This window comes from Xanthomonas arboricola pv. juglandis (genome assembly GCF_001013475.1).
Taxonomy (GTDB): Bacteria; Pseudomonadota; Gammaproteobacteria; order Xanthomonadales; family Xanthomonadaceae; genus Xanthomonas; species Xanthomonas arboricola.
In genome coordinates, this window is the sequence record NZ_JZEF01000001.1 from 800954 (window position 1) to 813806 (window position 12853).

The following is a 12853-nucleotide window of genomic DNA, read 5'->3' on the forward strand; positions in this document are numbered from 1 at the left end:
ATTTATATGTAAAAAGAGCCATAGTTGATCCAACTGTGGCGAAAACAAATTCAAAGAAAAATTAAAGAGCAAGAGCGCACTTATGGTTTCTGCTTTGCAGAAACCGTGCGCCAACGCTGTGCGTCGGTGCGGTGGCTTTCGCCACCTCGTTGCCTATGCTCCGCTAGGCAACACAGCCACTTCAAAACCTCGTGATCAAGGTCTCTGTGCTGTCGAGTTCGCTTAACTCTCGACAGGGAATGTTCTGTCGCTTCTTTGTGTGCTCCACAAACAAACAGGAGTTTCACAAATGGCGATTTATCACGCAACAATGAAGTCTTTCAGCCGAGGCAATGGCGACTCTTCGGTCGCAGCAGCTGCTTACCGCGCAGGGTTTGATCTGCTCGATACGAGCACAGGGCTTGGCCACAATTATTCCCACCGAGGCGGTGTCGATTTCCATCAGATGCTTGCGCCGAAAGGAGCGCCCGAGTGGTGCTTTGATGCGCAGTATTTTTGGAACGCGAACGAAGCGGCCGAGACGCGCAAGAACGCACGCGTTTGCCGAGAAGTCGAGGTGTCGCTTCCGCACCAACTCGATCCACAACAACGGAGAGTGCTCGCTTTGGCGCTTGGCCAATTGCTGGTCAATCGGTTCAAGGTCGCAGTATTGGTCGCTGTGCACACACCAAGCAAATATGGTGATCAGCGCAATCATCATGTGCATTTGCTGATGTCAGCACGACAAGTCGACCCAGGAGGACTGGGGGAGCGCGCTTGCGCTGAGTTTGATGCGCGACAAGGCGGCGGCACACGAGCGCTGCGGCAAATCCGCAAAGACATTGCAATGGTCATCAATGCGCACTTGAAAAATGCGGGCGCCCCGGCTCGGGTAGATCATCGCAGTCTCCGAGCACAGGCACACGAAGCCGCGCGTAATGGAGAGTTTGAACGCGCCCGCGAACTCACGCGCCGGCCAGGCAAGCACTTGGGCAAAGCCAAAGTGGCGGTGATGCGCAAAACGAAGTTCACAGCAGAAGTGAGAGGGGTAGGTGGGCGAGAAGCAGCACTGGCGCTTTCAAAGCTTGTCGCTGAGCACATGAAGAAAAGCGGGGGCGTCGTGCACGAAGTGCCACCGTCCCACAGTCATGCGGCAGCACTTCGGGATCGGGCCAACGCACAGGCTTCTGGATTGGACGGGCGCACAGCGGTTGGGCAGACACGATTGTCAGGCGCAGAGCGGGTGCGGCAGATCAAAGAGCGCTTGGCGCGTGCGCCAGCGCCTCGCCCGGGTCTCTACACGCCTTACAGCGGTCAGACCCGACATCTTAGTCGCGTGACGCGTTTGGCTCGTTCCTCGGGCCGACAAGACGCTGAGCTGCTCAATGCGCAGGCGCAGCTGATCGAAGATTGGCTCGAAGCCCAGCGAGAGGTGGCTCAGCAGTCTCTCGAAGTCTTGCGGCAGATCCCGGGTATCCAGATTGAAGCCGAGTTCCAGCGGGCGCACTCCACACTCGTTTGCCGGCGAGCGGATAGCTACGCCACCAAGCCATTTCTCTTTGAAGACACCGAGATGCTTGCTCGCTCAATCAGCAAGTATGCCCATGCGCTGGTGCGACCCTACAAGGCGCGTGTGGCCGTGCTAGATGCGAAAGCCAAGCTCTATGAGCAAAAATACGATCCCGATACGAAAGTGGTGGCCAGAGCACAGCGGCGCTTGGCGCGAACGAAGAGGCATGTCTCCCCGCGCATCCAAGCGATCCAGCAGGGGCGAATCAAGCGGGCTCGAAAAGCGATGGTGGAGACGGCTGAGGCCTTGGAGAAGAACTTCTCTCCGCAGCCGATTGAGGTGCTGACGCCTGAGGCATCTGGAGAGGATGCACATCCACCGCAGGCCGAGGGTGGGGCAGAGCATTGGGAGTTGAAGTTCCGGCCACCGAAGCCAAGTCTATGATGGCTCAGATATTTCTGACCGTTGACTGCGCAGCAGACTGATGGTGCGCCTAGGCATTTGGCTGGAAGCTACGATCGTCGCGGAAGGTTCCCGCCAAGTGATCAGAACAACGCCGCCAGCCGTTGGCACCCGGCGCCGAGACTGAGGCTTCAACGCCAGCGACACAGGAGCCCCCATGCGGGGCTCTTTTTCGTGGCCAAGACTTTCGCTTTATGCATCTGGATGAGATTGGCAACACTGACAGGCAGATCTCGGCTTCGTGGTTGCTGAGGAACCCCGTCATTGGGGGCGAGATAGGTCCTTAGCGAACTTCTTATCCAAATACTGGAAAATTGCTCTGGCAGCATTGATAACGAGGACTGCCTCATCGTTTTCTAACAACGCCTCGTTTGGATGCGCCAAGCTTCCGTGATTGCGAGCTGGATTGAGACTGTCGATGACATTACTCAGTGAAGTCAGCAGCTTGCCCATAGTTTCGGGCTGACTGCCCATGTCGCGCAGACCCGGATGCTCTGCCCGAAGCTGCTTGAATAAATTGGTGATCGTGGCGCCGGGTTGGGCCTGAATTTCTTGCGCGTAACAAACTGCTTTGAGGTATGCATGAAGTGCGGTGTGAATTCGGTCCACCGCATGGGTCGGTCCTGCGCTTTGGATGAGCGTGTTGGCATCAGCAAGTGCGCGCTTCAAGACATCGCTGGTGATAGATGGGCTGCTGTCTTGGACCGAAAGTCCGTCAGCACAGCGCGTAGCCAATTCCAACAGCCGGCGGTAAGCCTGTTGGGTTCGAAGATGCTCACTGCCTTGGGGATACTTGCGAGCGATGCCGCGAAGGATCGCTGCTTGTTGATGTCCTTCGACCCCTGTCAGGATTGAAATAAAACGTTCCTTGGTCGTGTTGCCGGTGAAGGCATCTGGATCCAGCTCCAGATCACAAAAGCCAGGGTAGAACTCTCGGTGTGTCTTGTAGGAGAAGTCGCCCAGGTAGCCGCCCTCCACCCCAATGTAGCTGTGAACCACCCAGTGAATCTCGCTACCGCGCAAATCGCCCACAGATCCCCCAGATCGGCTGGAACACGCGTTACATTGAGCGCATTATAGGCAAAAGCATTTGAGGAAGGCGTGGTGCTGCATCCCGCGCGTCGCGCTTCCTCTCAGGGGTGTCGATGGATCAGACGGCGGTGGCGCAGGCTGGCGAGGAGACTTCTTCGCTCCGGGGAGCTGGCGGGTTGAAGGACAAGGTTGAGAAGGCTCGTTTGGAGCTCTTAGATCTGTCTACACGCAATCGGTTGCTTCATACACCCAGAGGTGGTCGCGCCAAAACCGTCGAGGTGGTCTACGAGCTTGCCAAGGCGATGTATCAGACCTTGGTGATCGAAGGAAAGCGTTTCACGTTTGTTCCTGGCAAGGAGGATCCGAAGCAAGCGAACACTACTGGTAGCCCTGGCGATGACGATGACAGTGATGAGGTCCTACTTGACGAGGCACCCGAAGACCCAGAGCTGATCGCGCAACCCGATTTTGAGCTGGATGAGAACGGGCGTGTCAAAGCGCATTGGGATGCGCATCTCACAACACGCCTAACGCCGACAGGTCTGCAGAAGCGCTTATTGGATCTCTACATGGACGCGCGGACGCTCCAAGAAGAGCAGGGCGTCAATGTTCTTTACTTGGCCGTCGGCTACTTGCGTTGGCGTGCTACTTCCACTCCTCAGACTGACCGCTTCGCGCCCTTGGTGCTCATCCCGGTTCAGTTGGAGCGAAGCACGGCAGGCGAGAAGTTTCACCTCAAATGGACCGGCGACGATATTCAAGCGAACTTGTCGTTGCAGTTGTTCTTGCAGCGCGAGTTTGGGCTTCGCTTGCCGAGCATTGATGAGTTCGAAACGCTCGATGTCGATGCCTACCTGGCCTCTGTGGAAGCCATGCTGGAAGGTAAGGAGACCTGGGGCGTGCTTCGTGATGACGCCATCCTAGGCTTGTTCTCGTTCGCTAAGTTCATGATGTATCGGGATCTTGACCCACAAAGCTGGGAGGCGCTGGGCGGACTCGACGCCATCCCGATGCTACGCGGGGTGGTTCAAGACGGTTTCCCAGGTGCAAGCCTAACCGACGAAAATAGCGAACTCGACCTTATCATCCCGCCAGAGAGGATGCGCCATGTCGTTGATTGCGACTCATCGCAAGCTCTGGTTGTGCACGATGTGCTTCAAGGCAACAACATCTTGGTCCAAGGTCCGCCTGGAACGGGGAAGTCCCAAACCATTGCCAACATCATCTCGGCAGCAGTAGCCGAAGGAAAGCGGGTGTTGTTTGTGGCCGAGAAGATGGCCGCGCTCGAAGTCGTGAAGCGCCGACTGGATCATGTCGGTGTGGGCGTGGCCTGTTTGGAACTCCACAGCAACAAAGCCAACAAGCGTTCTCTACTGGAGGAGCTTCGGCAAACGCTGCACTTAGGCGAGCCCAAACGAACCAGCACTTCGCCAATCATCGAGCAACTAACGGAAAAGCGCGACACACTCAACGCCCATGTTGCGCGGCTCCACGAAGCTCACCAGCCCTCTGGACTGACGCCATACCAAGTCTTCGGACACATGGTGCGCCTACGTCGCTTGGGCTACACGACACAAAGCCTGCCCCTTGAAGCGCCGACCTCCTGGGCGTCCCATCAAAAAGAGGAGAGGGAATCGCTCCTGCGCGAACTGATCGAGCGAATTGAAGAAATTGGCGTTCCAGATGAGCACGCTTGGAGCGGCGTTCAGAACGATGGCCTCTTGCCGAGTGAGCGCGATCGGTTGCTCATCTTGGTCGCTGGATTGACCGAGCGATTGAACGATTGGGAGGTGTCGACCACTGAGCTTCACAGCGCACTGGATCTTTCACCTCCACTCCGATTTGATGACGCCGGCCTTGCCGTTCAGCGCGTTAAGGCTCTGCTTGAAGCGCCAAAACTTGGCTCCGATGCGCTTCAAAGCAAGGTCTGGGATGCACCTGGTCGCGCTTCGACAGTCATCGATACGCTTGAAAACGCTCAGAAGGCCAGAGCTGCGGTCGAGGCCAAGATCCAGATGGAGGCGCTCGCGCGAGACTGGGATGCTACCAAGGCCACTTTGCGTGTTCTGCCAAACAGCTTCGTTTTGGGGAAAGAGCTGGCAACGTTGGGTGGGGCACACAGTGCCTTGGTTCGGCTCGGGCCTGATCTGACACGATTGACGCAGCTTCTAGCCGAGAAGGCACCACTTACGCTCGATCTGGCGCTTAGGCTGGTTGCCATCGCGGAGCGCGCCACGACCATTCCGGAACTTGACCGCGATGCGTTGGTCGCCCAAATCTGGGAACGGGGCGTCGATGCAATCGAAGAGGTCGTTGTGGCTGTTGAAACGGTCCAGCAGGCGAAGAGCCACCTGGCCTCTGTATTCCGCGACGCTGCATGGAGCAAAGACAGCGCGGAGCTTGAAGCGGCGCGTGGGCAGTTGGCGATGCGCGGCACGAGCTTGCTCCGCTTCCTAAGTGGAGATTGGCGTCGCGCCAATCAGACCATCCGCACACTCCTTTCTAACCCTAAGCTTCCGGCGTTGGACATGCTTGGATCGCTCGATGTTCTCCTGGATGCCAAGAGCGCTCAGAAGAAGATTGTTGAGCACGACGCCCAAGGACAAGAAGCGTCTGGCTCAAACTGGCAGCGCGAGCGCTCCAACCCATCCTTCCTCAGAGGCGTCGTGGCCTGGATGCGAACGCTCCGACCCTTGGGGAGCGGAGTTCGTGAGCGTTTGGCCGACATCAGCGATCGCGTATTGGCAACCGAAATCGCCAAACGCGTAAAGCCAGTTTTAGAAGAACTCGTTCGCGATTTGGCGCCTGTCCATGAAGCGTTGTTGTCTGCTGAGCGCAACCCATGGGGCGAGGAGACCGTCCTCAAGCGCGTTGCTCTATCGGAACTGGATGAGAAGTCCGCCCTTTGGCAAGCCGCGTCCCAGCAATCAGCCCTATTGGCTAATGCGCAGGAACTCACGATCGAGCAGGCGCTTGCGGTCATTGAACAAATCCAGCTGGCGCAAAATGCCATTACCACTTACGACGCTCTGGCCGCTGATGGGACCTCAGCCTTTGGTCCGTTCTGGGGAGCACTAGATAGCAAGGCGCATGAGCTTCGCCAAGTCGCGTCTTGGATTGAACACAATCCAGAGCTTCGCTTGTTGGCCGTGCGCATTGTTGATCCCGAGTCATTGCTTGATCGGGCTGAGGGATGTTCTTCTTCGGCAGGACTATTGGCCGGCGAAGTGATGGATCTTCTGGTTGGCTTGCAGTTTGAGGGCAACGCAGAGATCACGCGTGATCCCAGCCATGCACCTTTGGCAACACTCAAACTCCAGCTGGCAAGCTGGCAAGCCGACCCGGAAGGACTTCGGAGTTGGGTGTCTTACCTTGCCATTGCCAAGGAGGCCGAGCGTAAGGGCTTAGGTGCAATAGTCGATGGTCTTGCCAGTGGCAAGCTGGCGAGAGCCGATGCCTTGGGCGTGTTCGATCTGTCTTACTACGAAGCTTTGCTTCAAGCGCTGGTGCAGCGCGATCGTGCGTTGGCGAGCTTTGACGGGCAGCGGCAGTCTCAGGTGGTATCAAGCTTTGCAAGCCTTGACCAGGAGCGTATGCAGCTGGCTCGGTATGAAGTGGTCAAGGCGCATCACAGCAAGATCCCGCGCCAAGGCGGTGCAACCGGCCCAACAGCTATTCTTATCGGCGAGATGGCCAGGAAAAAGGGTCATCTGCCGATTCGTCAATTGATGCAACGGTGTGCCCCTGCGATCCAGGCGCTCAAACCCGTCTTCATGATGAGTCCATTGTCTGTCGCGCAATTTTTGCCGGCAGGCGCGCTGGACTTCGACATACTGGTCATCGACGAAGCAAGTCAGGTGCAGCCGATCGATGCGCTTGGTGCGATCGCGCGCGTCAAGCAGTTGGTGATCGTGGGTGACGAGCGACAGCTCCCGCCCACACGCTTTTTCTCCAAAGCACTCGGCGATGGCGGTGACCGGGATGACGATGAGGGTGGGGCACAGGCGTCAGATGTAGAAAGCATCCTGGGGCTTTGCCGCGCAAGAGGATTACCTGAGCGCATGCTCCGTTGGCACTACCGGAGCCGCCATCAGTCGCTCATTGCCGTTTCCAATCAACAGTTCTACGAAGGCAAGCTCTTCATCGTCCCCAGTCCCTACACCAGTGAAGCAGGTGTGGGCTTGCGGCTGCATCATTTGCCAGAAGCCATCTACGACCGGGGCAACACGCGCACCAACCCCAAAGAAGCCAAGGCAGTTGCACTTGCAGTGCTGGCGCATGCGCAAAACACCCCTCAATTCACGCTGGGTGTAGCGACCTTCTCGACAGCGCAGCGCCGCGCCATTCTCGACGAGTTGGAACTCTTGCGCCGACAGCACCCGGAAACAGAAGGGTTCTTTGCCGATCACCCGGCTGAGCCCTTCTTCGTCAAGAGCCTCGAAAACATCCAGGGCGACGAGCGCGATGTCATCTATATCTCTGTGGGCTATGGGCGTGATGCGCAGCGCCACATGACGATGAATTTCGGTCCTGTGAGTAATGACGGCGGCGAGCGGCGCTTGAATGTGCTCATCAGCCGTGCCAAATCGCGTTGCGAGGTCTTTACCTCGATCACTGATGAAGACATCGACACCGATCGTGCCAAGGGTAAGGGCACCTTTGCTTTAAAGCTCTTCTTGAACTACGCAAGGACGGGCCGCCTTACCCTCGCCACCCAGGCGCGAGACGCTAAGCACAGCGTATTCGAACAAGAGGTGGCCCAAGCACTTCGCGCGCGAGGCTACGATCTGCACACCGATGTGGGCCTTGCTGGCTTCTTCGTCGACATTGCGGTGTCTAATCCAGAGGAGCCTGGGCGCTACATTTTAGGCATTGAGTGCGACGGGCAGTCATATCGAGATGCCAGAAGCGCGCGCGATCGCGATCGCTTGCGTGAAAGCGTGCTGCGCGACAAGGGCTGGCAGGTTTACCGGATTTGGAGTTCGGACTGGTTCCACCGTCCTGAGGCAGAGCTTGAAAAACTTGTTGTAGCCATTGAAAGAGCGAAGTCGGAGTCAGGCACCTTAGAGCCCAGTCCCAATTCTTCGCACCGTGCGGTGCCGGTGGAGATTCTCACCGTCGATCGCGGTGAGGTCACTGAGATGGGCCTCATTGAGGCGCAAAGTCCGCCGGACACTGAACCTTACATTGAGGCGTCCTTCGCCGTGCCAAGCAACCAGTTCGAATTGCATTTGGTTCCAACAGGGCAACTCGCCACCATCGTGCGGCAGATCGTTGAAGTGGAAAGCCCCATTCATCGCAGCGAGGTCGTTATGCGCGCTCGGACGCTTTGGGGCTTGCAGCGTGCTGGCTCGCGTATCCAACAGGCGGTTGAAGAGGCGATTGGGTCAGTGGTGTCGATGGGTGGTGTGCAGGTCGTCGATAAGGACTTCTTGGCCATTCCCGGGAAAGAGGTCCACGTGCGTGATCGTTCATTGGTCGAGTCCTCGACCCTGCGCCGGCCAGAGCTTTTGCCACCCGCAGAGATCAAGGTGGCGGTCACCAAAGTCGTCGCCGACAACCTGGGGGCAAAGCGAGACGAGTTGGTGTTGATCGTATCGCGTCAGCTCGGTTACCGGAGCACCAGCACACAACTTAGACAGTTGATTTTGGATCAGATCGAGGCACTGCGGCTTGCGGGCAGGTTGGCTGACAAAGGCGAGTTGGTGGTCTTGGCCTAGCGCTCATGGTCTATTTTTTTCACTGCGCTTTTGCCCGCGCTTGGAAGGCAAGCGCAACCGCTGAAGCCATATCCTTGGGGCTTAGTTCCAAAAGCTGGGTGACCACTGCGTCTACGTTGGCACCTGCACCACCTTGGCGTTCGAGCTGTTCGAGCTTCTTGCCCAACGCGACAGGATCCGGGTTGAAGTAGCGCATGAAGGTCTTTAAGTCCTTATGCCCCGAGATCCTGGCCGCTTCCGCTGGGTTGAGGTGATGTCCCATCTCTGTGATGCGCGTATGGCGCAGATCGTGCATGCGCGCAGTCAGGATCTCTGGGTCACCGAGCTTCTCGGCTATCTGCCCACGGACGCGATCCCAGGCCTGAGTGACGGTGTCTGCCCGAATGCGCTTGCCGCGCGAGGTCACAAAGACGGGTCCTTTCTTCGTTTCGCTGGCTTCAAAGCGGGCTGCGATCAAGGCCATCGGCTCTGACGTCAACGGGATCACGCGCTCGTTGTATTTGCCATTCTTGGCCTTGGTCTCGCGAAGTCGCGCGGTCTTCTTCTTGAAGTTGATGTCCGCCCAATCGAGCTTGACGCACTCCGAGCGGCGGGCTGCCGTCATGCGAGCAAAACGGATGACATCGGCCGTTGCCGGGTCGGTCCGCCCAGCATCAAGCTGCGCAACGATGGCGTTCCATTCCTCCTCGGTGAGCGTCCGGTCGCGCGCGTCATCCGAATTGAGCGATTTCAAGCTCTTGATCGGCGAGCGCAGATCAATCTGCCAGTTTTCGTGGGCAATCCGGAAGAGGTTTCGGATCGTGGTCAGGGCTCGCTTTTTGCTGCCCTGGGCCATAGGGAGCGTGGTGCCGTCTCGCTTGACCTTGATGTAGGCGTTCACGAACGAGCCGGCATGGCGCCCCAAGAAGTCATCCTGAGTCAAATCCTTGGCCAGCTTGCGGGTGAGGTGGGGCAGGCCGGTCTGGCTCAACCCAAGGCCTTTGCCACCTCCCAAGAAGAGATAGGCATTGGATTGGTCGGTCCTGACCGACGCGTGCTTGATGAGCCCATCATCGATCTCTTGGACAAACCGGCGCAAAAGATCCCCAAAGGTCCAGGCCTCTGCCGTGTGCGCGTAGGGCGTTTGCCGAAGCTCCAAGGAGGCGTGTTCTCGGCGGACATAGGCCTCGGCCATGAGCCGAGCAGCATCAATGTGATGCTCGGTATTCGGGGACGCCTTCGGGTCGATGGGGTAGCGCACCAGCGGGAACTTCAAGGCTTGCCCGTTGAGGGACCTTCGGATGCGCGCCTCCCACCTGAGTTGCCCATCCGTCCTGAGCGTCACGCCCGCCACCGAGCTAACGGCCTGGGAGGCCTTGATGCCGCGTGGGAGCGTGCCGCTGAAGGTCTTGGTGCGCCCAGGCTTGGCGGCTGTTTTGGCTTTGCTCACTTAGCGTCTCCCTGTATCCTTAGACAGATGGCCCCGTGGCACAATTGGATAGCGCGCGTCCCTCCTAAGGACGAGGTTGCTGGTTCGAACCCAGCCGGGGTCACCACTTTTTTGACAATCGGCATGACTAGGCCTGTCGTTACCACAGACTTGCCACAGTCAGGCTAGACTTCCACGCAAAGCCTTGTCCCGCTTGGGTCTTAGTCTAGCGACGTTGTCCCTCCTAAGGGGAAGGTCGCCCGTTCGAATCGGGCCGGGGTCACCATGAATCAACGAATTAGCGCCGATTTTCTTTTCGGGTCTTGCCAGATTTAGAGACATATCCACAGCCGACTGCCACAGTTGCCACAAGCGTGCTCGCGTGGCCGAAGTTGGCGATGAAGCGCTTCAATTCCCCTCGCGCCTTGCCTGCTGTAGCGGGGGGATTGGCCGCGTACCAATCCACGTACCACTCAAGGTAGACGCTCACCAGTGGCAGGCGCGCAAGGATGCGTACGCCATGCGTCAGCTCAGCTTCTTTCGCTGCTGGTATTTCTTCAGCCTCATGAGCGCCGAGGCGGCCGAGGCAGATGCGGTGAGGTACGCCGCTCTGGTGCCAGCGGAGGTAGGCACTTGCGCCTCGCAGAGGCTAACGAGCGAGTTAGCGCACCGCTCGTTACTTGACTTGCTGCGGTGCGGGCAAGCAGGCTCCGCTGCGTCTAAGGAAAGATGGATATGCCCATGCGCGAAATTGATGGATGGACAGTTTCCGCCCATGTGGAGACGGATGAAAAGGGGAAGCCCGTGGCCGGAATTTTGAGCAGGCGCCTCGAAGGCCGGGCACGTCATATGCTTTGGCTGCGTGGCTTCAAATTTCGCAATGAACGTGAGGCGAGAGAACACGCTGAGCGTGTTATTACCAAGATCCGGGGCGTCACCGGTGAGGGCGTTCCGATACCTTCCTGACTAGCGCTTAGGGGCCAAGACCTGCCCGCGCAAAACAGGCCCTAGTTCGTTTGTCGTTGCGCAAACGCCACCTTTCTCACCCATGCCGCACAACCCGCACCCCCACCGGCCTTGCAAACTTATCCATCGCCACCGAGGAGATGCGGCTGTGGCGCAGCAGGCTGCCGAGCTGTTCGGGGACACCCAGGCGTTGATCGACTTCCGGTTCGAGCACGGTGCGGCGGCGTTTGCGCTGGTCGGCCTTGGCGAAGCGGATGCGGTTGTACTCGGCCCAGCCGACGGTGGTGATGGCGCTCATCAGCGCGATCACCGGCAGGGCGCCCAGTGCGAACGGGTCCAGCGCGTTGTGCTTGAGGTACAGCTCCATATAGGCGCTGCGCAGGCCGAAGAACCAGGCGATGAGCGTTGCCAGTGGTGCCCACAGATAGAAGTAAACCATCCAGGCGCCGGCGGTGGCGGCGCCGTAGGCGAGCCGGCGCGAGCGGCCGAGGCGTTGCGGCAGGTTGATGATGGGCGGTGTCATTGGATTCCTCGGTCGGGGCTTTTCCAGCGGGCGCGTTTGCTGCGGCGCGCGAGCAGGGCACGGGGGAAGGCGATGACGGCAGTGAGCATGCCGATCATCCAGAAGGCGACCGGATACCAGATCACCCAGAAGAACTGGCGCGCCAGGCCTTTTTCGTAGCGGCGTTCGATCACCAGGCTGGTGGCGAACTGCATCAGGCACACCACCGCCAGCACCAGGCCATGCCAGCGCGGCAGGATGGTGTCGACGTACAGCGCAGGCGGCAGCGTGATGACTTTGCCGAGCAGCCACAGCACGATGATGAAGAGCATCGTGTAGGCCCAGGCCAGGCTGAGCGCGTATTCCAGCAGCACGCCCCACATGCGTCGGCTGCGCCAGGACAGCACGCGGCGGCCATGGCTCAGCAACACTTCCACACCGCCGCGCGCCCAGCGCAGGCGCTGCATCCACAGGCCGCGGAAGGTCTCCGGCATCAGGATCCAGCACAGTGCGTTGGGTTCGTAGCGGATATCCCAGTCGTCGAGCTGCAGGCGCCAGGAAATGTCGATGTCTTCGGTGACCATGTTGTCGGACCAGAAGCCGACGTGATGCAGCGCCGACCGCCGGAACGCGCAGATCACGCCCGACACGGTGAACAGCCGCCCGTAGACACGCTGCGCACGCTTGATCAAACCGACGATGGCGGAGAATTCGCCCACCTGCATGCGGCCCATCAGCGTGGTGCGGTTACGCACCCGGGGGTTGCCGGTGACACCGCCGACGCGCGGGCCGGAGATCAGGTGGCCGACCATCCAGCGGGTGGCATTCGGGTCCAGGATGGCGTCGGCATCCACGCACACCAGATAGTCCGAGCGCGACGCCAGCGTGCCGACACGCAGCGCGTTGGCCTTGCCGTGATTCTGCTCCAGGTGCACCACGCGCAGGCGCGGATGCTGGTGGGTGAGGTCGTCGAGCGCTTGGGCGGTGTCGTCGCTGCTGCCATCGTTGATGGCGATGATCTCGAAGTCCGGGTAGTTCTGCGCACTCATCGCGGCGATGGTTTCGCCGACATGCTTGGCCTCGTTGTAGCAGGGCACCAGCAACGACACGAACGGCTCGCTGGCCAACGGTGGCGGCGAGGAGGGACCTGGCGTGCCGCGTTCGCGTCGCAGGTAGTAGTACGTGCCTCCGATCATCCAGAAGAACGCCATGATGATGGGATAGAAAAACGCGAAGTTGAACAGGGCGCCCAACAGGAGGCTGGTCGTCATCGG

The 12853-nt window shown here is 59.0% G+C and carries 7 protein-coding genes and 1 tRNA gene; 4 read left to right on the forward strand and 4 right to left on the reverse strand.

The annotated features are described in order from the left end of the window. Positions 1–289: 289 nt before the first annotated feature. A complete protein-coding gene (locus XARJCFBP2528_RS21980) occupies positions 290–1933 on the forward strand; it encodes a MobA/MobL family protein (RefSeq protein ID WP_080959813.1) in 1644 nt (547 codons plus the stop codon). Between the two features lie 279 nt (positions 1934–2212). On the opposite strand, the gene XARJCFBP2528_RS03250 is transcribed toward XARJCFBP2528_RS21980, so the two are convergent. Next, entirely contained in the window at positions 2213–2983 is a 771-nt protein-coding gene (locus XARJCFBP2528_RS03250; RefSeq protein ID WP_047124307.1) for an abortive infection family protein, read from the reverse strand. 113 nt (positions 2984–3096) lie between these two features. Here XARJCFBP2528_RS03250 and XARJCFBP2528_RS03255 point away from each other — a divergent pair, with 113 nt between their 5' ends. Next, positions 3097–8703 (forward strand): DUF3320 domain-containing protein, encoded by a 5607-nt coding sequence (locus XARJCFBP2528_RS03255; RefSeq protein WP_047124308.1) that lies wholly within the window; start codon positions 3097–3099, stop codon positions 8701–8703. 19 nt (positions 8704–8722) lie between these two features. On the opposite strand, the gene XARJCFBP2528_RS03260 is transcribed toward XARJCFBP2528_RS03255, so the two are convergent. Then, positions 8723–10132, reverse strand: coding sequence for a site-specific integrase (locus XARJCFBP2528_RS03260; RefSeq protein ID WP_047124309.1), 1410 nt, complete (start codon positions 10130–10132; stop codon positions 8723–8725). Between the two features lie 29 nt (positions 10133–10161). On the opposite strand from XARJCFBP2528_RS03260, the gene XARJCFBP2528_RS03265 reads away from it, so the two are divergent. Both XARJCFBP2528_RS03265 and XARJCFBP2528_RS23180 read left to right on the forward strand, forming a co-directional pair. Continuing rightward, positions 10162–10238, forward strand: a tRNA-Arg gene (locus XARJCFBP2528_RS03265). A gap of 614 nt (positions 10239–10852) precedes the next feature. After that, complete coding sequence (locus tag XARJCFBP2528_RS23180; RefSeq protein WP_126750540.1) at positions 10853–11077, forward strand: hypothetical protein; 225 nt, start codon at positions 10853–10855, stop codon at positions 11075–11077. Positions 11078–11153: 76 nt separating this feature from the next. Here XARJCFBP2528_RS23180 and pgaD read toward each other — a convergent pair whose 3' ends face one another. Together pgaD and pgaC are read right to left on the reverse strand one after the other, a co-directional pair. Further along, positions 11154–11600 (reverse strand): poly-beta-1,6-N-acetyl-D-glucosamine biosynthesis protein PgaD, encoded by a 447-nt coding sequence (gene pgaD / locus XARJCFBP2528_RS03275; RefSeq protein ID WP_016904642.1) that lies wholly within the window; start codon positions 11598–11600, stop codon positions 11154–11156. Further along, positions 11597–12850, reverse strand: a complete 1254-nt coding sequence (pgaC, locus tag XARJCFBP2528_RS03280; protein WP_016904643.1) for a poly-beta-1,6-N-acetyl-D-glucosamine synthase — start codon at positions 12848–12850, stop codon at positions 11597–11599. The genes pgaD and pgaC overlap by 4 nt, the downstream gene beginning before the upstream one ends. Positions 12851–12853: the final 3 nt, after the last annotated feature.